14 protein-coding genes are annotated in these 22,366 nt (G+C 60.9%); 9 read left to right on the plus strand and 5 right to left on the minus strand.

The window, feature by feature from the left end; all coding sequences use genetic code 11:
• Positions 1–328: 328 nt before the first annotated feature.
• Both putP and KW062_RS02870 read left to right on the plus strand, forming a co-directional pair.
• Positions 329–1,813 (plus strand): sodium/proline symporter PutP, encoded by a 1,485-nt coding sequence (gene putP / locus KW062_RS02865; RefSeq protein ID WP_027617471.1) that lies wholly within the window; start codon positions 329–331, stop codon positions 1,811–1,813.
• A gap of 169 nt (positions 1,814–1,982) precedes the next feature.
• A complete protein-coding gene (locus tag KW062_RS02870) occupies positions 1,983–2,819 on the plus strand; it encodes a 23S rRNA (adenine(2030)-N(6))-methyltransferase RlmJ (protein ID WP_105754024.1) in 837 nt (278 codons plus the stop codon).
• Positions 2,820–2,912: 93 nt separating this feature from the next.
• Here KW062_RS02870 and msrA read toward each other — a convergent pair whose 3' ends face one another.
• From msrA to aceE, 5 genes are all read right to left on the minus strand, one after another.
• A complete protein-coding gene (msrA, locus tag KW062_RS02875) occupies positions 2,913–3,563 on the minus strand; it encodes a peptide-methionine (S)-S-oxide reductase MsrA (RefSeq protein ID WP_027617473.1) in 651 nt (216 codons plus the stop codon).
• Positions 3,564–3,637: 74 nt separating this feature from the next.
• On the minus strand, positions 3,638–6,331 hold the full coding sequence (locus KW062_RS02880) for a sensor domain-containing phosphodiesterase (protein WP_027617474.1): 2,694 nt from the start codon (positions 6,329–6,331) through the stop codon (positions 3,638–3,640).
• Positions 6,332–6,539: 208 nt separating this feature from the next.
• Complete coding sequence (locus KW062_RS02885) at positions 6,540–7,937, minus strand: alkaline phosphatase D family protein (protein ID WP_105754124.1); 1,398 nt, start codon at positions 7,935–7,937, stop codon at positions 6,540–6,542.
• Between the two features lie 297 nt (positions 7,938–8,234).
• Positions 8,235–9,875 carry a dihydrolipoyllysine-residue acetyltransferase gene (gene aceF / locus KW062_RS02890; protein ID WP_105754023.1) on the minus strand — a complete coding sequence of 547 codons (1,641 nt, stop codon included), beginning with the start codon at positions 9,873–9,875 and terminating at the stop codon, positions 8,235–8,237.
• 11 nt (positions 9,876–9,886) lie between these two features.
• Positions 9,887–12,532 carry a pyruvate dehydrogenase (acetyl-transferring), homodimeric type gene (gene aceE, locus KW062_RS02895; protein ID WP_027617477.1) on the minus strand — a complete coding sequence of 882 codons (2,646 nt, stop codon included), beginning with the start codon at positions 12,530–12,532 and terminating at the stop codon, positions 9,887–9,889.
• Between the two features lie 382 nt (positions 12,533–12,914).
• Between aceE and glnE the strand changes: the two genes are divergently transcribed.
• The 7 genes from glnE to KW062_RS02930 all read left to right on the plus strand — a co-directional run bounded on the left by glnE (position 12,915) and on the right by KW062_RS02930 (position 22,275).
• Complete coding sequence (glnE, locus tag KW062_RS02900) at positions 12,915–15,854, plus strand: bifunctional [glutamate--ammonia ligase]-adenylyl-L-tyrosine phosphorylase/[glutamate--ammonia-ligase] adenylyltransferase (protein WP_105754022.1); 2,940 nt, start codon at positions 12,915–12,917, stop codon at positions 15,852–15,854.
• A 208-nt stretch (positions 15,855–16,062) separates the two neighbouring features.
• Positions 16,063–17,097: a lipopolysaccharide heptosyltransferase II gene (gene waaF / locus KW062_RS02905; RefSeq protein ID WP_105754021.1), complete on the plus strand. Its 1,035-nt coding sequence runs from the start codon at positions 16,063–16,065 to the stop codon at positions 17,095–17,097.
• Between the two features lies 1 nt (position 17,098).
• Positions 17,099–18,160: a lipopolysaccharide heptosyltransferase I gene (gene waaC / locus KW062_RS02910; RefSeq protein ID WP_027617480.1), complete on the plus strand. Its 1,062-nt coding sequence runs from the start codon at positions 17,099–17,101 to the stop codon at positions 18,158–18,160.
• Positions 18,160–19,281 carry a glycosyltransferase family 4 protein gene (locus KW062_RS02915; protein ID WP_027617481.1) on the plus strand — a complete coding sequence of 374 codons (1,122 nt, stop codon included), beginning with the start codon at positions 18,160–18,162 and terminating at the stop codon, positions 19,279–19,281. The genes waaC and KW062_RS02915 overlap by 1 nt, the downstream gene beginning before the upstream one ends.
• Positions 19,281–20,087, plus strand: coding sequence for a lipopolysaccharide core heptose(I) kinase RfaP (rfaP, locus tag KW062_RS02920; protein ID WP_105754020.1), 807 nt, complete (start codon positions 19,281–19,283; stop codon positions 20,085–20,087). Before KW062_RS02915 ends, rfaP begins: the two co-directional genes overlap by 1 nt.
• Positions 20,087–20,839 carry a lipopolysaccharide kinase InaA family protein gene (locus KW062_RS02925; protein WP_027617483.1) on the plus strand — a complete coding sequence of 251 codons (753 nt, stop codon included), beginning with the start codon at positions 20,087–20,089 and terminating at the stop codon, positions 20,837–20,839. Before rfaP ends, KW062_RS02925 begins: the two co-directional genes overlap by 1 nt.
• Positions 20,839–22,275, plus strand: a complete 1,437-nt coding sequence (locus KW062_RS02930) for a lipopolysaccharide kinase InaA family protein (RefSeq protein ID WP_105754019.1) — start codon at positions 20,839–20,841, stop codon at positions 22,273–22,275. The genes KW062_RS02925 and KW062_RS02930 overlap by 1 nt, the downstream gene beginning before the upstream one ends.
• Positions 22,276–22,366 lie beyond the last annotated feature (91 nt).

Genomic DNA, 22,366 nt, shown 5'->3' on the forward strand with positions numbered 1-22,366 from the left:
CAAGCAAGTGCCGGCCGCTCCTGCTTGGTGCTTTTTGTCCCAGTCCGTTGAGTTTCTTGCTCCGAAAAGGAGCAAAAACTGTCCTCTAAAATAAATTTCCGACTGGGTGCAACTTAATCGGCCGAAACTGGTTGCACCTTATTTGCATTGTTGAATAGGATTCGCGCCCAAGGTGCAACCGTCCACAAGACGATTCATCGGCTGATGGCTTTCCTGGGGAAACATCAGTCATAAATGCGCGGATTATCCGATCGTCTTTCAAGCGTAATCGTTTGGCGGCGCTCCATCAGACCGCTGCTACATAAAAACAAAGCCAGGGCGTAACTCAATGAGTGCAAGCAATCCAACCCTGATCACGTTCGTGATCTACATCGCAGCAATGGTGCTGATCGGCTTCATGGCCTATCGCTCCACCAACAACCTTTCCGATTATATTCTCGGTGGCCGTAGCCTCGGCAGCGTGGTGACCGCGCTTTCCGCTGGCGCTTCCGACATGAGCGGCTGGTTGCTGATGGGCCTGCCGGGCGCCATCTACATGTCCGGTCTGTCGGAAAGCTGGATCGCCATCGGCCTGATCGTCGGTGCCTACCTGAACTGGCTGTTCGTCGCCGGTCGTCTGCGCGTGCAGACCGAGCACAACGGCGACGCTCTGACGCTGCCGGACTACTTCTCCAGCCGTTTCGAAGACAAGAGCGGTCTGCTGCGGATCATCTCTGCGATCGTGATCCTGGTGTTCTTCACCATTTACTGCGCCTCCGGCATCGTGGCTGGCGCCCGTCTGTTCGAAAGCACCTTCGGCATGTCCTACGAGACTGCGCTGTGGGCCGGCGCTGCGGCGACCATTGCCTACACCTTTGTCGGTGGTTTCCTGGCGGTAAGCTGGACTGACACTGTGCAAGCCACACTGATGATCTTCGCCCTGTTGCTGACGCCGATCATCGTGCTGCTGGCCACCGGTGGCGTCGACACCACGTTCCTCGCCATCGAGGCGCAGAACCCTGAAAACTTCAACATGCTCAAAGGCACCACCTTCATCGGGATTATCTCGCTGATGGGTTGGGGTCTGGGCTACTTCGGCCAACCGCACATCCTGGCGCGCTTCATGGCGGCGGATTCGGTGAAATCGATCGCCAACGCCCGCCGTATCTCCATGACCTGGATGATCCTGTGCCTGGGCGGCACCGTGGCGGTAGGCTTCTTCGGCATTGCTTACTTCTCGGCGCACCCGGAAGTTGCGGCTCCGGTGACCGAAAACCATGAGCGCGTGTTCATCGAACTGGCGAAGATCCTCTTCAATCCATGGATCGCGGGCGTGCTGCTGTCGGCCATCCTGGCGGCGGTCATGAGCACCCTTAGCTGCCAGTTGCTGGTGTGCTCGAGCGCCTTGACCGAAGACTTCTACAAGGCTTTCCTGCGCAAAAATGCTTCCCAGCTGGAACTGGTGTGGATTGGTCGTGCGATGGTCCTGGTGGTTGCGCTGATTGCCATTGCCATGGCTGCCAATCCGGAAAACCGCGTACTGGGTCTGGTGAGCTACGCCTGGGCCGGCTTCGGTGCCGCTTTCGGTCCGGTGGTACTGATTTCGGTACTGTGGAAAGGCATGACCCGGAACGGCGCACTGGCCGGTATCCTGGTCGGCGCGATCACCGTGATCGTCTGGAAGCATTTCGCTCTGCTCGGCCTGTACGAAATCATCCCGGGCTTCATCTTCGCCAGCCTGGCCATTTTCATGGTCAGCAAGCTGGGCGAGCCGTCGGCGGGCATGCTGCAGCGTTTCGCGGCGGCGGAGAAAGATTTCCACCTGAACAAGTAATCGAAGGGGCTTAGGTCCTGATCAATTACTGATCAAAAAAACGGCTCGCACCCTCAAGGTGCGGGCCGTTTTTTTGTGCTCGTCTTTCCTGCCCAGGGGCCACTCGGCTGTGAACCCCTGACGCTGGGCGCACTACAGGGTAAACTTCGCCTCCTTCGCAGGAGCAATCATGAATTATCGTCACGCCTTCCACGCCGGCAATCACGCCGATGTGTTCAAACACCTGACCTTGACCCGCCTCATCGCCCTGATGTCGCGCAAGGAGCAGCCGTTTGCCTATCTCGACACTCACGCCGGCATTGGTCTGTATGACCTGCAAGGTGATCAGGCCAGTCGGACCGGCGAGTATCTGGAAGGCATCGCGCGGCTGTGGGGCGAGCCGGACTTGCCGATTCTGACGGCTGACTACATGCAGGTGCTGCATGAAATGAACCCGGATGGCCAGTTGCGCTACTACCCCGGTTCGCCAGAGCTGGCTCGGCGCCTGACCCGGCCACAGGACCGGGTGTTGCTCAACGAGAAGCACCCGGAAGACGGCTTGCTGCTCAAGGACAACATGAAGGGTGATCGTCGGGTCAAAGTGCATCTGGGCGAAGGTTGGCATGTGCCGCGTGCGCTGTTGCCGGTGCCGGAAAAGCGCGGCCTGATGCTCATCGACCCACCGTTCGAGAAGCTTGACGAGATGCAACGTTGCGCCGCGTCGCTAAAAGAGGCGATTGGCCGGATGCGTCAGACCGTGGCTGCGATCTGGTACCCGGTGAAGGATCAGCGCATGCTGCGCCGCTTTTATCAGGACCTGGCCGGCAGCGGTGCGCCGAAGCTGTTGCGTGTCGAATTACTGGTTCATCCGCTGGACACCCCGAACAGCCTGAACGGCTCCGGGCTGGCGATCGCCAATCCACCGTGGGGGTTGGAAGAGGAGTTGCGTGAGTTGCTGCCTTGGCTGTCGAAGAGGCTCGGCCAGACCCAGGGTGGGTGGCAGATGGATTGGCTTATTGCTGAATAAGGTCACCGTCTGACCGATCCCATCGCGGGCAAGCCCGCTCCCACAGTTTTGGTGGGAGCGGGCTTGCCCGCGATGCTTTTCAGCTGCCGAAAGTCAGATCGGGCAGGTCACGCCCGTACCGCCGATCCCGCAGTAGCCTTCAGGGTTTTTCGCCAGGTATTGCTGGTGATAGGCCTCGGCGAAGTACACGGTTGGCGCTTGGTCGATCTCGGTGCTGATCTCGCCCAGACCAGCCTTGCTCAGTTCCGCCTGGTAGGTGGCCTTGCTCTTTTGCGCCGCTTCCAGTTGCTCCGGGGTCGTGGCATAGATGGCCGAGCGGTACTGGGTGCCGATGTCATTGCCCTGGCGCATGCCCTGGGTCGGGTTGTGCAGTTCCCAGAACATCGCCAGCAGTTCGTTGTAGCTGACCTTGGCCTTGTCATACACCACCAACACCACTTCGGTGTGGCCGGTCAGGCCCGAGCAAACCTCTTCGTAGGTTGGGTTCGGGGTGAAGCCGCCAGCGTAACCGACCACCGTGCTGACCACGCCGTCACGCTGCCAGAAGCGTCGCTCTGCGCCCCAGAAGCAGCCCAGGCCGAAGATTGCGAAGTCGACATCCTGGAAGAACGGGCCGAGCAGCGGAGTGTCTTTGAACACGAAGTGGTTTTCCGGCAGCGTCATCGCTGTTTCACGGCCAGGCAGAGCTTGTTCTTTGGTAGGCAGCACGTTTTTATTCACCAGAATTTCCGAGCGCAAGACCATGATCAGTCCTCCAGTCAGGTTGGGGATGTAGGTAAAGAGTCAGACCACCAGTGTGCCCGAGTGTTGCCGCGCTGTCAGGCGATTGGGCCGCGTGGGTAGCGTTTGAGCTTGTCGATCAGCTCGGCCCCGGGAATGGGACGGTCGAACAGGTAACCCTGGCCAACGTCGCAGCGATGGCGCCGCAGGAACGCCAACTGGGCGGCGGTCTCGATCCCTTCGGCTACCACCTTGAGCTTGAGGTTGTGGGCCATTGCAATCACCGCCGAGGTGATTTCCATGTCGTCCTGGTTGTCAGGGATTTCGTGGATGAAGCTGCGATCGATCTTGATGATGTCGATCGGGAATTTCTTCAGGTAACTGAGGGACGAGTAGCCGGTGCCGAAATCGTCCATGGCCAGGGTCAGGCCCAGACGCTTGAGTTGCTCGAGTTGCTGGTGGGTGTCTTCGGTGGCTTCCAGCAGCAGGCCTTCGGTCAGTTCCAGCTCCAGCAAATGCGCGGGAAGCTGCTCTTCCTTGAGAATATTGGCGATCGACGACACCAGATCCGGGTCGGAGAATTGCTTGGGTGAAAGGTTGATTGCCACCTGCAGATTGCCCAGGCCTGCGGCGCTCAACTCGATGCTCATGCGGCAGGCCTGGCGGGCGATCCACTTGCCGATCGGGATAATCAGGCCGGTCTCTTCGGCGACGCTGATGAACTGGTCCGGGCGGATCATGCCCTTTTCCGGGTGATTCCAGCGCAGCAGCGCCTCCATACCCAGCAGGCGGCCGGTGCGCAGGCACAACTTGGGCTGGTAAAACACGTCCAGTTCATTCTGGGTCAGGGCGCGGCGCAGGTTGTTTTCCACGAACAGCTTGTAGCTGGCCTCGGCGTTCAAGGCCTCAGTGAACACCTGGACCTGATGCTTTCCATTGGCCTTGGCCTTGTGCAGCGCCAGGCCGGCATTGCGCATCAGGGTCTGCGGATCGCTGCCGTGCAGCGGCGCACACGCCACGCCCACCGAGGCGGTCACGCTGATCAGCTGGTTGTCGACGAACATTGGCTTGTCCAGCGTCATCAGCAACTGGCTGGCCATTTGCTGGCCGACATGCAGGCTGGCGTCGTCCAGCAGCACGGCGAATTCGTTACTGGCAAACCGCGCCAGGCTGCCGCTCGGGCTCAGGCTGTTACGCAGGCGCCGGGCGAGGCTGATCAACAGCTTGTCGCCGGTCTGGTGGCCGAGGCTGTCGTTAATCCGCTTGAAGTTGTCGATGTCCACCAGCAGCAGGCAGGTCGGGCTGTCGCTGTTGCGGGCGAAGCGCTCGTCGAGGTTGCGGATGAATGCCGGGCGGTTGCCCAGGTTGGTCAGGTTGTCGGTGTAGGCCAGGCGCTCGATACGTTGCTGGGCGAGCTTGGTCTGGGTGATGTCTTCGTAGATGCCGATGTAATGGGTCAGCTCGCGGTTGTCGCCGTACACCTTGGAGATCGACAACTGGCCCCAGTAGGGCTCCAGGTTTTTGCGCCTACTCTTGAATTCACCTTGCCAGCTGTTGCTCTTGGCCAGGCTGGAGGGCGCATCGAACAGCAGCTCGCTGAGGTTCTCCAGGGCCGGCAATTCCGACAGCCGATAGCCGTGGACTTCTTCGGTGCTGTACTGGGTGATCGCAGTGAAGCTCGGGTTGACGTATTCGACCACGCCATCGCAATTGACCAGCAAAAAGGCGTTGGCGCTTTGCTCGACAGCGCGCTGGAACAGGTGCAGGGCGCTGGTTGCCGTGCGGCGGTTGTGATTGTTGATGACCTGGGCGAACTGGTCGGCCAGTTCACCGGCGAAGGCGACTTCATCGGATTGCCAGGCGCGGGTGACACCGGTCTGCTCAAGGCAGAGCACGCCGACCACCTGGCCATCGACGCGGATGCTGGCGTCGAGCATGGCGTTGACGTCGCGCGGGCGCAGGCTCTCGGCCATGTCCCGGGTGCGCGGGTCGTGCATGGCGTTGTGCGCATCGATGGCCCGGCTGGAGTGCAGGGCTTCGAGGTAATCGGGGAAGCCGCTGGCATCGATGATCTCCGGCAGGCGGTACTCCTGGGAGGCGCGGTGGTAGGCGGAGATCGGCAGCAGGCGCTGGCCGTCGAGGTTCCACAGGCTGGCGCTGTCGATTTCGTAGATCTCGCAGGCGCTGCGGGTAATCAGTTTGGCGGCCTCCTGCAAGGAGTTGCCGGAACTGTAGCGCTGGCGTGCGAGCAGCAGGATCAGGTCTTGTTGGGCGCGCATGCGCTCAAGATGCTGCAATTGCTCCTGTTGTGCGCGCTGATTCAATTCCAGGGCAATCTGCAGGCGTGAGTTCTGGGTTTCCAGATCGAGTGCCGGCACCAGCGGATCATTTTCGAACATGCCATCGACCACCAGCAGGTAGCCGCGTAGCAGGTGACGATTGTGTTGCTTGTAGGCTTCGCCCATTTCCAGCAGGTTCAGGGAGCCTTGGGCTGTGTGCAGGGTATAGCGCACCAGGTAATGCGGGCTTTCAGTCAGTTGCTGCTGGATTGCGTCGTGCAACTGGTAGCGGGCCTCGGGCTCCATCAGGCTGGCGTAGGGCGAGCCGACCAGAGCGCAGAGTTCGACCGCTGGCAAGCCAAACTGACGTTCGCAGTTGGGGTCGAGAAACAGCAGGGCCCAGCTTGCTTCATTCAGCCGTTCGAAACGCAACATGCCGAGCCGCGAGGGCACAGGCAACTGCGTCACTACCTCGGCCACCATTCGGTTGGCGGCATCGGGATGGCTTTTCATTGAAGAAACTCGCTTCGGAAATGCTGAGCGCGATGGGCTCTCGCCCTCTGTTCTGTTGCCTGGCGCAAGGTTGCATGATGCAGCACGGACTGACAATAGAAGATGAAGGCTAAATGCTATAAGCGTTTATCGGCAGGCCTGCGAATTTCTGTAGGAAAAACTAACAGCTAGAAGCCGGCTTGGTGGCAGCCGGCTCCTGAGATGTTTTTTACAGCTGCAGTGGCAGGTTGACCGAGTACAAGTGCTCACCGTCGCGGTCGCGGTACTCCACTCGAATATGCTCCCGCTCGACCTCGAGGTAGGCAAAGTTATCCTGGCTGATCACTTTGCTGGTCCATTCAAGGTGATAGTCGCCCGATTCGGTCTGCGCCAGAGGCTGGTCGAGGATGAAGGAGGAGGCGCTTGCATAGGGCAGCAGGGCGCTGTTGCAAAAGGGCGACGAGACGATGGTCTGGACCTCGAAGTCCGCATCCTCACTGTGTCGCAGGCGCGAAGTCAGCGAGCCGTGGACGTCACCCGTAACGACGATGACGTTCTTGATTCTGTGCTTGCGAATGGTGTCCAGGATGCGCAGGCGTTGCTCGGGAAAAGCCTTCCAGGCGTCAGTGCCGTTGTCTTTATTGTCGGGAAAGAACATCACACTGGTGACCAGAAATTTGACCCGCGCAGGGCTATTGATCAGCCAGGAAATCAGCGCGTCTTCCTGTTCTGCATCGAGGATGCGCCGGTCATTGGCTGAAAGGTCGCGTCGGGTTCGACTGTCAGTGACAAACCATTCGATATCCCCTTGGGCGAACTGATACCAGTAATGTCCCAGTTTGCGCGCTGGCTGCCCACTGGGAAGCAGTTCATGGACGGGGCTGTGGCTGGCTTGATAAATCTCATAGGCCGCCATGGCATTGCGGTACAACGCGACGTCATTGTTGGCATTGGCGGGCCAGTTATCTTCTATTTCGTGGTCATCCAGAATCATGTAGGTCGGCACTGATGCCATGAGCGCCTGGATATGGGGTTGGGAAAAGGCTGCGCGGTATTTGGCAAGGATCTCCTTGTATTCGCGATCGGGGCTGACAACGTTCATGTCGTCGACGTAGACCTGGTCGCCGGTCATCACTAGCGCGCCGACGGGAATTAATGCGTTTTTTTTGACGAAGTTATGAATGGCCGAGAAAATCTTATCGCCCTTTGAGGGATATGAAGGGATTCCCAGGGTCATTCGCAAGTAACGGCAGGAGCCAACGATGTAACTTCGTGGTGTAGTTACTTCGCTGGAAATCGTGCGGAGTTGATAAATCTGCTTGGGCCACTGTAAGGGCCACTCCAGTAGTGTTTGCTCGCTCGGCTGCTCTTTGCCGGAACTGAACCAGCCAGCCTGATATTCATAGCGCGTGTCGCTGCCCAGGTTATTCAGGGCGATGACGTTCGAGAAGTCACGGAGTGCTGAAAGCTCGGCAAACAGGGGGGCAGACCAGTCGGTATCGCCACGACGTCGATAACGTACGGCGGCATATGTCCACTCGTTGTTAATGGATCCACCACGAATAAACAGGCGTGTGTGATGGGGCGTTGTATGGCCGACAATAGGGCCGACAGTAGGCTGAAACATATTCGAGTCCATTCGAAGTGCATCATTAATTTGGGGAGTAACCCGTCAGCGTTGCGCTGAACCCGACTTATCGTATGGCGATGGGCGCAATAAATATTGGGGAGGAAGCGGACCCAGAATGTGGTCTGTTTAAGCGCGAGGGGTGGTATCGAGGTTTGATGCCGGTAGGCGCATTCGCAGTGTTCGTTAAATGGCAGGCAAAAAAAGCCCCGCCAAATTGGCGGGGTTGAGGTACGAGCGTGGCGCTCGGAAACGTGGAGCGCGAAGGGCCCTTCGGTGAAGAAGGGCCGTCCGGTCTTACAGCAGGATGGTGCGGATGTCGCCCAGCAGGTCGCTCAGACGCTTGGTGAAACGGGCCGCAGCGGCGCCGTTGATCACGCGGTGGTCGTAGGACAGCGACAACGGCAGCATCAGTTTCGGCTGGAAGGCTTTACCGTCCCAGACCGGCTGGATAGTGGCCTTGGAAACACCCAGGATCGCCACTTCCGGCGCGTTGACGATCGGCGTGAAGCCGGTGCCGCCAATGTGGCCGAGGCTGGAGATGGTGAAGCAGGCGCCTTGCATCTCGTCTGCCGAGAGCTTCTTGGTCCGGGCTTTTTCAGCCAGGGAAGCCGCTTCGGCCGCCAGTTGCAGCAGGCTCTTCTGGTCGACGTTCTTGATGACCGGCACCAGCAGGCCTTCAGGGGTGTCGACGGCGAAGCCGATGTTGACGTACTTCTTGCGGATGATTGCCTTGCCGCTTGGCGCCAGCGAGCTGTTGAAGTCCGGCAGTTCCTTGAGCAGGTGCGCGCAGGACTTGAGCAACAGCGGCAGCACGGTCAGCTTGACGCCAGCCTTCTCGGCCACGGCTTTCTGCGCGATACGGAACGCTTCCAGCTCGGTGATATCCGCCGAGTCGAATTGGGTCACGTGCGGCACGTTCAGCCAGCTGCGGTGCAGGTTGGCAGCGCCAGCCTGCATCAGGCGGGTCATCGGCACTTCTTCGATTTCACCGAAGCGGCTGAAGTCCACGACCGGGATCGGCGGAATACCAGCACCACCGGTTGCGCCGGCGGCCGGAGCTTCCTTGGCCTTCTGCATCATCGCCTTGACGTAAACCTGCACGTCTTCCTTGAGGATGCGACCGTGCGGGCCGGTAGCGCCTACAGCGTTCAGCTCGACGCCGAACTCGCGGGCCAGCTGACGAACCGCCGGGCCTGCGTGAACTTTGCCAGCGCTGGGTGCTGGAGCAGCGGCCGGGGCTGGAGCAGCCTCGGCTTTGGCCGCAGGAGCAGCAGCTGGCGCTGGCGCAGCTTCAGCCTGGGCCGCAGGAGCGGCGGCAGGTGCAGGAGCAGCCGGTGCCGCAGCGCCAGTCACTTTCAATTTGAGGATGAAGTCGCCAGTGCCGACTTCGTCTTCGAGCTTGACCGCGATGCTTTCCACGACGCCGGCAGCCGGCGAAGGGATTTCCATGCTGGCCTTGTCCGATTCCAGGGTGATCAGCGATTGATCAGCCTCAACGGTGTCGCCGACCTTGACCAGTACTTCGATGATCTTGGCTTTGCCCGACGAGCCGATGTCCGGAACATGAATGTCCTGGACAGTGGCGGCAGCCGGGGCCGCGGCTGGCGCAGGAGCGGCCGCCGGGGCTGGCGCAGCAGCAGGTGCCGCCGCAGCGGGTGCAGGAGCCGCTGCCGGAGCCGGAGCCTCGGATGCCGCAGCGGCACCCTCGATTTCCAGTTCCAGCAGTTCGTCGCCTTCTTTCAGGCGATCGCCCAGCTTCACTTTCAGGCTCTTGATGATGCCGGCCTTCGGAGCTGGAACTTCCATGCTCGCCTTGTCCGATTCCAGCGTCAGGATGCTCTGTTCGGCTTCGACACGGTCGCCGACCTTCACAAACAGTTCAATTACTTCACCTTCACCGCTGCCGATGTCAGGTACGCGAATGAGTTCGCTCACAGGGGTTCTCCTCAGCAGTCCAGTGGGTTGCGTTTTTCCGGGTTGATACCGAACTTGACGATAGCTTCAGCTACCACCTTAGGCTCGATGTCACCACGGTCAGCCAGTGCTTCCAGGGCTGCCAACACCACGAAATGACGGTCAACTTCGAAGAAATGACGCAGTTTCTTGCGGCTGTCGCTGCGGCCGAAACCGTCGGTGCCCAGGACTTTGAATTCCTTGGACGGTACCCACTGACGGATCTGCTCGGCGAACAGCTTCATGTAGTCGGTAGAGGCAATCACCGGACCTTTACGGCCGTTCAGGCACTCTTCGACGTAGCTCAGCTTAGGCTTCTGGCCAGGGTGCAGACGGTTGCTGCGTTCTACGGCCAGGCCGTCGCGACGCAGTTCGTTGAAGCTGGTAACGCTCCACACGTCAGCGCCGACGTTGAACTCTTCACGCAGGATCTTCGCCGCCTCACGGACTTCACGCAGGATGGTGCCGGAGCCCATCAGTTGAACGTGGTGCGCCGCTTCGCGGGTGTCTTCCTCGAGCAGGTACATGCCTTTCTTGATGCCTTCTTCGGCACCGGCCGGCATGGCTGGCTGCTGGTAGGACTCGTTCATCACGGTGATGTAGTAGAAGACGTCCTGTTGCTCTTCGGTCATCTTCTTCATGCCGTCCTGAATGATCACCGCCAGCTCGTAGCCGTAGGTTGGATCGTAGGTGCGGCAGTTCGGGATGGTGGCAGCCAGCAGGTGGCTGTGACCGTCTTCGTGTTGCAGGCCTTCACCGTTCAGGGTGGTCCGGCCGGCGGTGCCGCCGATCAGGAAGCCACGGGTACGGCTGTCGCCAGCGGCCCATGCCAGGTCGCCGATACGCTGGAAGCCGAACATCGAGTAGAAGATGTAGAACGGCAGCATTGGCTGGTTGTGGCTGGAGTACGAAGTACCGGCAGCGATGAAGGAGCTCATGGCGCCCGCTTCGTTGATGCCTTCTTCAAGGATCTGACCTTTCTGGTCTTCCTTGTAGAACATCACCTGGTCTTTATCGACTGGCTCGTAGAGCTGGCCGACGGACGAGTAGATGCCCAGTTGGCGGAACATGCCTTCCATACCGAAGGTACGGGCTTCGTCCGGGATGATCGGTACGATGCGCGGGCCGATTTCCTTGTCCTTGACCAGTTGCGCGAGGATCCGCACGAAGGCCATGGTGGTGGAGATTTCACGGTCGCCCGAGCCGTCCAGGATCGCCTTGAGGGTGTCCAGTGGCGGAGTCGGGATGTTGAAGCTTTGCGCGCGGCGCTGAGGGACAAAGCCACCCAGTGCGGTACGGCGCTCGCTCAGGTAACGGGCTTCGGCGCTGCCTTCTTCCGGTTTGAAGAACGGCAGGTTTTCGAGTTCGTCGTCTTTGACCGGGATGTCGAAGCGATCGCGGAACAACTTCAGGCTTTCGACATCGACCTTCTTGGTGTTGTGCGCGGTGTTTTTCGCTTCGCCGGCACCGGTGCCATAACCCTTGATGGTCTTGGCCAGGATAACGGTAGGTTGTTCTTTGTGGTTGACCGCTTCGTGGTACGCCGCGTAGACCTTGTACGGGTCGTGGCCGCCACGGTTGAGCTTCCAGATCTCGTCGTCGGACAGATCGGCAACCATTGCCTTGAGTTCAGGCGTGTTGAAGAAGTGTTCACGAACGAACGCGCCGTCTTTGGCTTTGTAGTTCTGGTACTCGCCGTCGATGACTTCGTCCATGCGACGTTGCAGGATGCCGTCGACGTCCTTGGCCAGCAGTGGGTCCCAGAAACGGCCCCAGATGACTTTGGTCACGTTCCACTGGGCACCGCGGAACACGCCTTCGAGTTCCTGGATGATCTTGCCGTTGCCGCGAACCGGGCCGTCGAGGCGTTGCAGGTTGCAGTTGATGACGAAGATCAGGTTGTCCAGCTTCTCGCGGCCGGCGAGGGAGATGGCGCCTAGGGATTCCGGCTCGTCGCACTCGCCGTCGCCCAGGAAGCACCAGACTTTCTGCTTGCCTGGCTGGATGAAGCCACGGTGCTCCAGATACTTCATGAAGCGTGCCTGGTAGATCGCCTGGATCGGACCCAGACCCATGGATACGGTCGGGAACTGCCAGAAGTCAGGCATCAGCCAAGGGTGCGGGTAGGACGACAGGCCCTGACCGTCGACTTCCTGGCGGAAGTTGTTCATCTGGTCTTCGGTGATGCGGCCTTCCATGAATGCGCGGGCGTAAACGCCTGGCGAGGTGTGGCCCTGGAAGTAGATCAGGTCGCCGCCGTGTTCGTCGGTCGGGGCCTGGAAGAAGTAGTTGAAGCCGATGTCATACAGGGTCGCACTGGAAGCGAAGCTGGAGATGTGACCGCCGAGGTCGGAATCTTTCAGGTTCGTACGCATTACCATGGCCATCGCGTTCCAGCGGACCAACGAGCGAATGCGGCGTTCCATGAACAGGTCGCCAGGCATGCGTGCTTCGTGGGTAACAGGGATCGTGTTGCGGTAAGGCGTGGTGATGGCGTATGGCAGTTGCGAGCCGCTGCGGGTCGCAAGTTCACCCATACGGGTCATCAGATAGTGAGCACGGTCTTCGCCTTCTTTGTCGAGAACCGATTCCAGGGCGTCCAGCCATTCCTGGGTTTCGACGGGATCGAGGTCTTGCATGGCTTGCTCCAGGGCGGAAAGGCTACCAGAATCGGTTGCCTGAGTTAGCGACTGGCCTTGTGGGCAGACGTTTATGAATTCTTGGATTGCCGGAGGTTATTCGGCGGCGTGTAGTTTTACTACAAATCTTCGGGCATTTCAGCCTTTCGCCTGTATAGACGAGTAGTAAAACTACAGGGGAACGGCTTGTGGCCTCCTGCTGCGTTGTGAGGATAATCGTTAATCTTGGTCTTTCGTCATTCGCAATAGGGTACAGCTTGATGCTGGCTGCCAAAAAAACCGGAATTTCAGCTATTTCTAACTTTTGTTCGACAGTCATTTGCGTAGTGGATGTGACGGGTTCACTACAAACCGCCCTTTCTACGCCGATCAAGGATAGACCATGAGCCTTCCTTCGCTTGCCCCACTGCCTGCCATTCTCCTGCCATTGGTCAGTCGCGCCGAGCAATCGTTCCGCGCCGCGGTCGCGGCCCTCGACGACGACCATGGCCTGTCCAACTGGACACCTGAGCGTTGGTCCGAATTCGCCCGGGTCACCGCCGCCAGCGACTTCGTCATTGAACAGAGCGTGCGTGACCCTTTGATGTTGCTGGGTCTGGTGCAGTCCGGCGAACTCGACCGCAGTTATGCCCCCGGTGAGTTGTGCACGCAAATCGCCACGGCGGTGCAGGCCGCGACCACCGAGGACGAACTGGCCCGCGCGTTGCGTCGCCAGCGCAATCGGCACCAGGTGCGGATCGTCTGGCGCGACCTGACGCGCCAGGCCGACCTGGTGCAGACCTGTCGCGATCTCTCGGACATGGCCGATGCGTCTATCGATCAGGCTTATCAATGGTTGTACCAGCGCCATTGCCAGCAGTTTGGTACGCCGACCGGCTCGCGCAGTGGCGAGCCGCAGCAGATGGTCATCCTCGGCATGGGCAAACTCGGCGCGGTGGAGCTCAATCTGTCGTCCGACATCGACCTGATCTTTGCCTACCCCGAGGGCGGTGAGACCGTTGGGGTGAAGCGGGCGTTGGATAACCAGGAGTTCTTTATCCGGCTGGGCCAGCGCCTGATCAAGGCGTTGGACCCGATGACTGTCGACGGATTTGTGTTCCGCGTTGACATGCGCCTGCGCCCTTACGGTTCCTCCGGGGCGCTGGTGCTCAGCTTCAATGCGCTGGAGCAGTACTATCAGGATCAGGGGCGTGACTGGGAACGCTACGCGATGATCAAGGCGCGGGTGGTGGCCGGCGATCAGGTCAAGGGCGCGCAATTGCTGGAGTTGCTGCGTCCTTTTGTTTATCGGCGCTACCTGGACTTCTCGGCAATCGAAGCACTGCGCACCATGAAGCAGCTGATTCAGCAGGAAGTGCGGCGCAAGGGCATGGCCGACAACATCAAGCTGGGTGCCGGCGGTATTCGCGAAGTCGAGTTTATTGCCCAGGCCTTCCAGTTGATTCACGGCGGTCGCGACTTGAGCCTGCAGCAACGGCCTCTATTAAAGGTGCTTGGCACGCTGGAGGGGCAGGGCTATCTGCCGCCGGCGGTGATCAGCGAGTTGCGTGAAGGCTACGAATTCCTGCGCTACACCGAGCATGCGATCCAGGCGATTGCCGATCGGCAGACGCAAATGCTCCCGGGCAACGAGCAGGATCAGGCGCGTATCGCGTTCATGCTGGGCTTTGCCGGCTGGCAGTCGTTCCATGAGCAACTGATGTATTGGCGTGGCCGGGTCGATTGGCATTTCCGCCAGGTGATCGCCGATCCTGACGAGGAGGAGGGCGAGGAAGGCGAGGTGATCGTGGGTGGCGAGTGGCTGCCACTGTGGGAAGAGGCGCAGAACGAGGAGGCGGCCTGCCGGCAGTTGCAGGAAGGTGGCTTCGCCGATGCGCCGAAAGCCCTTAAAGCCTTGGCCGGGTTGCGCGGCAGCCCGCAGTTGCGGGCGATGCAGCGCCTCGGGCGCGAGCGGCTTGATGCTTTTATTCCGCGCCTGCTGGCCCAGGCGGTCGAGCATGCCAATCCGGACCTGGTGCTGGAGCGCGTGTTGCCGCTGGTCGAAGCCGTGGCCCGGCGCTCGGCCTACCTGGTACTGCTCACGGAGAATCCCGGGGCGCTGCGCCGCTTGCTGACCTTGTGCGCAGCCAGTCCGTGGATTGCCGAGCAGATCACCCGCTTTCCGCTGCTGCTCGACGAGTTGCTGAACGAGGGGCGCCTGTTCAAGCCGCCGTTGGCGCCGGAATTGGCCGCTGAACTGCGCGAGCGCCTGACGCGGATTCCCGAGGACGATCTCGAGCAGCAAATGGAAGCCCTGCGCCATTTCAAGCTGGCCCATCGCTTGCGCGTGGCCGCTTCGGAAATTGCCGGCAGCCTGCCGTTGATGAAGGTCAGCGATTACCTGACCTGGCTTGCCGAAGCGATTCTCGAGCAAGTGCTGGCCCTGGCCTGGCGCCAGACGGCGGCCAAGTACGGTTCACCGCAGCGCCCAGACGGCACCTTGTGCGATCCGGGGTTTATCATTGTCGGTTACGGCAAGGTCGGTGGGCTGGAGTTTGGCCATGGCTCTGACCTGGACCTGGTGTTTATCCATGACGGCGACCCGCAGGCGGAAACCGATGGGCCCAAGCCTATCGACGGCGCGCAGTTCTTCACGCGCCTCGGGCAGCGGATTATCCATTTGCTGACGACCCAGACCAACTCCGGGCAGTTGTACGAAGTCGATATGCGCCTCCGGCCTTCGGGGGCTTCGGGCCTGCTGGTCAGTTCGCTGGGGGCGTTCGAGCGATATCAGGAGAATGAGGCCTGGACCTGGGAGCATCAGGCGCTGGTCCGTGCGCGTGTGCTGGTGGGCAGCGAGGATGTCGGCCAGGCATTCGAGAAAGTCCGCGCCAAAGTACTTGCCCGGGAGCGGGATTTGCCCAAGCTGCGCCAGGAAGTCAGCGAGATGCGCGCCAAGATGCGCGACAATCTGGGGACCAAGAGCACGACCGCCGGCAAGGCTGCCAATGCCTTTGAAGCGACATCGCCGTTCGACCTCAAGCAGGACGCCGGTGGTATCGTCGATATTGAATTTATGGTGCAATACGCGGCTTTGGCTTGGTCGCATAGCCATCCGCCATTGCTGCGCTGGACTGACAATATCCGCATTTCTGAGGAGCTGGAGCACGAAGGGCTGATGTCGGTTGAAGACGCCAGCCTGCTGCGCGAGGTGTATAAAGCCTACCGTGCGGCGGCCCATCGGCAGGCCTTGCAAAATGAGGCCGGGGTGGTTCCTGGCGATCAGTTTGTGCAGGAGCGCCGGCAGGTGATGCGGATCTGGCAGGAACTGGGGCTAAGCTGATAGCGAATGCATCACCCAATGTGGTAGCGGGCAATGTGGGAGCGGGCTCGCCCGCGATGTCAGGCACCGACAATGTTGACGGTGCCGGCCTCATCGCCAGCAGGCTGGCTCCCACAGGTATGCGACACCTAATGTGGCAGGCTGGCCCCCACAGTGATTCTCGAGGCGGGGAGGCATAAGGCCTCCCCGGTTCGTTTTTGGAAGGCACATGAAAATTCTGATCGTTGGGCCCAGTTGGGTCGGTGACATGGTGATGGCGCAGACACTGTTCCAGTGCCTGAAGCAGCGTCATCCGCAGTGCGAAATCGACGTCCTGGCCCCGGAGTGGAGTCGGCCGATTCTTGAGCGCATGCCCGAAGTACGCCAGGCCTTGAGCTTCCCGCTCGGCCACGGCGCGCTTGAGCTGGCGACGCGCCGGCGCATCGGCAAGTCCCTGGCAGGTGAGTACGATCAGGCGATCTTGCTGCCCAATTCATTGAAATCGGCGCTGGTGCCGTTTTTTGCCGGCATTCCCAAGCGCACGGGCTGGCGTGGCGAGTTCCGCTATGGCCTGCTCAACGACGTGCGCACCCTCGACAAGGCGCGTTACCCGCTGATGATCGAGCGCTTCATGGCACTGGCCTACGAACCAGGTGTCGCGTTGCCCACGCCGTACCCGAGACCAAGCCTGCAGATCGATCCGGTGACCCGCGAGGCCGCGCTGGCCAAATTCGGTTTGACCCTCGATCGCCCGGTGCTGGCGCTGTGCCCGGGCGCCGAGTTCGGTGAAGCCAAGCGCTGGCCGTCCGAGCACTATGCCAAGGTCGCCGAGGCGAAAATCCGTGATGGCTGGCAGGTCTGGCTGTTTGGCTCGAAAAACGATCATGCGGTGGGTGAAGACATTCGCTCGCGACTGATACCCGGCCTGCGCGAAGAAGCGGTCAATCTCAGTGGCGGCACTTCGCTGGCAGAAGCCATCGATCTGTTGTCCTGCGCCGACGCCGTGGTCTCCAACGATTCCGGCTTGATGCACGTGGCGGCGGCGCTGAATCGTCCGCTGGTGGCGGTCTACGGCTCGACCTCGCCGGGCTTCACCCCGCCGCTGGCCGAACACGTCGAGATCGTGCGCCTGGGTATCGAGTGCAGTCCGTGCTTCGATCGCACCTGCCGCTTCGGTCATTACAACTGCCTGCGTCAATTGCTGCCGCAACCAGTGAACGAAGCCCTGCAGCGGTTGCAGGGCGCCGTGGTCGAGGTTCAATAAGTTGCGGGTATTGCTGATCAAGACCTCTTCGCTGGGCGACGTGATTCATGCGTTGCCGGCGCTGACTGATGCTGCACGGGCGATCCCGGGGATCCAGTTCGACTGGGTAGTCGAGGAAGGCTTCGCCGAGATCCCGACCTGGCATCCGGCGGTGGGCAAGGTGATCCCGGTGGCGATCCGCCGCTGGCGCAAGAATATCTGGCAGACCATCAAGAGCGGCGAGTTCAAGCGCTTCAAGCAAAGTGTGCGCGCCAGTCGCTACGACCTGGTGATCGACGCCCAAGGCCTGCTCAAGAGTGCCTGGCTGACGCGCTACGTGCGCGCACCGGTGGCTGGGCTGGATAAAAACTCGGCCCGTGAGCCGCTGGCCGCGCACTTTTACTCGCGGCGCCTGGCCGTGGCCCGTGGACAGCATGCCGTGGAGCGTCTGCGCCAGTTGTTTGCCGTGGCCTTGGGTTATGACCTGCCACAGGGGGTGGGCGATTACGGGCTGAACGTCGAGCGCCTGGTCGAACTGCCGCGCAAAAATCCCTACGTGTTGTTCCTGCATGGCACCACCTGGGACACCAAGCACTGGCCGGAAGCGTACTGGCGGGAGTTGGCCGAGCGCATGGGACGCCTCGGCATGGCGGTTAAATTGCCGTGGGGCAACCCGGCGGAGAAAGCCCGCGCCGAGCGGATCGCCCAAGGCCTGCGCAATGCCGAAGTGCTGCCCAAACTGAACCTGGCCGGCGTGGCCAAGGTCCTGGCCAGTGCCCAGGCCTGTGTCGCGGTGGATACCGGTCTCGGTCACCTGGCTGCAGCGCTGGACGTGCCGACCATCTCCCTGTTCGGCCCGACCAATCCCGGCCTGACCGGTGCCTATGGCCGCGGCCAGGTGCACCTGGGGAGCGACTTCCCCTGCGCCCCCTGCCTGCAGAAAAAATGTACCTACCAACCGACGGCTGAAGACCAGCGTCGGTTCGATCTCAAGCGCGAGTGGCCGTTGTGCTTCACTCGCCTGAACCCCGAGCGTGTCGCGAGCCGACTGAGCACGTTGTTAATGGCTGAGGAGCTGCGTTGATGCAATTGGCTTTTGTGCTGTACAAATATTTCCCGTTTGGCGGCCTGCAGCGCGACTTCATGCGCATTGCCCTCGAATGCCAGCAGCGCGGGCATCAGATTCGCGTTTACACGCTGATTTGGGAAGGCGACATCCCGCCCGGTTTCGAAGTGCTGGTTGCGCCGGTCAAGGCCATCTTCAACCATCGGCGCAACGAAAAACTCAGCGCCTGGATGGCTGCCGACCTGGCCAAGCGTCCGGTGGATCGCCTGATCGGCTTCAACAAAATGCCCGGCCTGGATGTGTATTACGCCGCCGACGGTTGTTTCGAAGACAAGGCGCAGAACCTGCGCAACTCGCTGTACCGGCGCTGGGGCCGCTACCGCCACTTCGCCGAGTACGAGCGGGCGGTGTTCGCCAAGGACGCGAAAACCGAAGTGCTGATGATCTCCGAAGTCCAGCAGCCGCTGTTCATCAAGCATTACGACACGCCCCTGGAACGCTTCCACTTGCTGCCGCCGGGCATTGCCCAAGATCGCCGGGCGCCGCCGAACGCAGCCGAGATTCGCGCGGATTTCCGTCGTGAATTCGCCCTCGCCGATGATGACTTGCTGCTGGTGCAGATCGGTTCCGGGTTCAAGACCAAGGGCGTCGATCGCAGCCTCAAGGCCCTGGCCGCATTGCCTGCCGAGCTGCGCAAACGCACCCGGCTATTTGTAATTGGCCAGGACGACCCCAAAGTATTCCAATTGCAGAGTGCCGCATTGGGCTTGGGCGACAACGTGCAGTTTCTCAAGGGGCGCAGTGATATCCCGCGTTTCCTGTTGGGCGCCGACCTGTTGATCCACCCGGCGTACAACGAAAACACCGGCACCGTACTGCTCGAGGCCCTGGTCGCTGGTCTGCCGGTGCTGGTGAGTGCGGTGTGCGGCTACGCGCATTACATCGCCGAGGCCGACAGCGGCCTGGTGCTGGACGAGCCGTTCGACCAGGCGCAACTCACGCAGTACCTGACGACCATGTTGAGCGATGACGCCGCACGTGCGGCCTGGAGCCGAAATGGCCTGGCATTCGCCGACACGGCCGACCTTTACAGCATGCCGCAGCACGCGGCGGATGTAATTCTGGCGGAGCACCATTGATGAAGCTGATTCTGGCCGAGCCCTTCAAGAGCCTGTGGGCTGGACGCGATGCGTTCCACGAAGTCGAAGGCCTGCAGGGCGAGGTCTACCGCGAGCTGGAAGCGCGCCGCACCTTGCGCACCGAGGTGGCCGGCAACGGTTTCTTCGTGAAAATTCACCGCGGTATCGGCTGGGGCGAGATCTTCAAGAACCTGCTCACGGCGAAACTCCCTGTGCTTGGCGCAGGTCAGGAGTGGCGGGCGATTCAGCGCTTGCAGCAGGCCGGCGTACCGACCATGACGGCGGTCGCCTATGGCGAGAAAGGGCGCAATCCGGCTGACCAGCACTCCTTCATCATTACCGAGGAATTGGCGCCCACCGTCAGCCTCGAAGATTTCAGCATCAACTGGCGCATGCAGCCGCCGGAGCCCCGACTCAAGCGTGCGTTGATCGACGAAGTGGCGCGCATGACCGGCATGATGCATCGCGCCGGGGTCAACCATCGTGACTGCTACATCTGTCACTTCCTGCTGCACACCGACAAACCGGTGACGGCGGACGATTTCAAATTGTCGGTCATCGACCTGCACCGCGCTCAGACCCGTCCGGCGATTACCAAGCGCTGGCGCAACAAGGATTTGGCCGCGCTGTACTTTTCAGCCTTGGACATCGGCCTGACCCGACGCGACAAACTGCGCTTTCTCAAGGGCTACTTCATGCAGCCGCTACGCCAGATCCTGCGCGAGGAAGCGTCGTTGCTGGCCTGGCTGGAAGGCAAGGCGAACAAACTGTACGAGCGCAAACAGCGCTATGGGGATGCGCTCTGATGACTGATTTCCTCGCAGCGCAGGATCGCGAACTGTTCGAACGTCATGGCCTGAACAGCTTTGATGCCCTGTGGGAGCGACAGCTTGAAGCCGTCGACGAACCCAATACCGATGGCGGTGGCTGGAGCAGTGTGTTCCGCCTTGATCTTGATGGCCGCGGCTACTACCTCAAGCGTCAGAGCAACTACCTCACCCGGACACTGCATCGACCGTTCGGCGAACCGAGCTTCGCCCGTGAGTTCCGTAATATCAGCCGTTACCGGCAGTTGGGTATTCCTGCTCTGGAAGCGGTGTTTTTTGGTGAACGCAAAGTGGCCGGCGAAGTCCGGGCGATCCTGCTGACGCGGGCTCTCGATGGCTGGAGCGACCTCGATGCGCTGCTGCAAGATTGGCCGCAGCTCAGTGCGGCGCAACAGACTGCGATCCTGCAGGCCTGTGGTGCGCTCGCCCGGCAGTTGCACGGGGTGCGTCAGGTGCACGGCTGCTTTTATCCCAAGCACATTTTTCTGCAGGCCGACGGCGAGCGCTATCGGGCGCAACTGATCGACCTGGAAAAAACTCGGCCCCTGCTGTTTGGCCAGCGTGACCGGGTGAAGGACCTCGAGCCGTTGCTGCGCCGTGCGCCCGTGTGGAGCGCCGACAACGTGCGCACCTTGTTGGCGACCTATCTGGATCAGCCCGCCGACAGTTCGCTGGTGGATGCCTGGCTTGGGCGCCTGTCGGCCCGGCGCAGTCACAAGGGAGCGCGTTGATGCGTTTGTCTGAATTGAAAAACGCCGGGCGCACACCGTCTCTGCCGTTGAGCCTGGAATTGGCTGATGCGGCGGGTCCTGCTCAGTTGCAACTGCTCAGCCTGCTGCGGGTGCTTCCCGGTCAGCGTTATGTCGGCGCGGGCGTTTGGCGCGGTCGTCCGGTGCTGGCCAAACTGTTAGCCGGTGGCAAGGCGGCGCGGCACTTTCAGCGTGAACTGGACGGTGTGCGCCTGCTCGCAGCGCAGAACCTGACCACGCCCTTGTTGCTCGCCGATGGCTTGAAAGAGGGTGAGGGCGGCTGGTTGCTGTTCGAGCTGCTGGAAGGTGCGCAAAGCCTGGGCGATGCCTGGAAGCAGGTCGAGACCCTGCCGGTGCTGGCGGATGAGCAGAGCGCAGTGTTGGCCGAAGCGCTAACCGCCGTCGCGCAGATGCACAGCAAGGGCCTGTGGCAGTCCGACCTGCACTTGGACAACCTGCTGCGTCATGGCGGCAAACTGTATTTGATCGACGGCGCCGGGATTCATGCCGAAACCGCCGGCCAGCCGTTGTCGCGAGATAAGGTCCTGGAAAACCTCGGGGTGTTTTTTGCCCAGTTGCCCAAGTCGCTGGAGCCGTTCACTGAAGAGCTGCTGGTGTATTACCTGCTGAGCAACGCTGAGCATGCGCTGCCGCTGGAAGCCCTGCAAAAGCAGGTGGATAAGGTGCGCAGTTGGCGCCTGAAAGACTTTCTAATCAAAGTCGGCCGCGAGTGCTCGCTGTTCAGCGTGCAGCGCACCGCCTTTGTCCTGCGGGCGATTCGTCGCGAAGAGCAGGCGGCCATGCTACCCGTGCTGGAACAGGCCGATGCCCTGCTGGACCAAGGTCATCTGTACAAAACCGGTGGTGCGGCGAGTGTTGGCAAGGTCGAGGTGGCGGGGCGCACGCTGGTGGTCAAGCGCTACAACATCAAGGGCTTCGCCCATTGGCTCAAGCGCTTCTGGCGCCCGAGTCGCGCCTGGCATTCGTGGCGCGAAGGCAATCGCCTGACCTTCCTCGGTATCGCTACGCCCAAGCCGCTGGCATTGCTGGAAAAGCGTTTTTTCTGGCTGCGCAGCCGCGCCTACCTGATCACCGAATACCTGCCGGGGCCGGACATCATCGAGCGCTTCGCGCCCTACGTTGAGCGGGGCGACGCGCCGGAAGCCGAACTGCAGGCGCTGGACCGACTGTTCGCCGAACTGATCGCCGAGCGCATCAGCCATGGCGACTTTAAGGGCCACAACCTGTTCTGGGATCAGGATCGCTGGTCGCTGATCGACCTCGACTCGATGTGCCAGCATCGGACCCAAGGCAGCTTTGCGCCCGCCTACGCACGGGATCGGGCGCGGTTCATGCGCAACTGGGCCGAGGATTCGGCGCTGTACCGAGTGATCGATCAGCGCTTGCCGCGGTTGTAGGGCTGCGCCAAACAACCGCTGGGTCATTCTCGTCATCTTTACGCTATAATCTCGCCCTTTAGCTGTTTCTCGCCCTGGTGCGGAGACACAC

Origin of the sequence: Pseudomonas fluorescens (assembly GCF_019212185.1) — a bacterium.
Taxonomy (GTDB): Bacteria; Pseudomonadota; Gammaproteobacteria; order Pseudomonadales; family Pseudomonadaceae; genus Aquipseudomonas.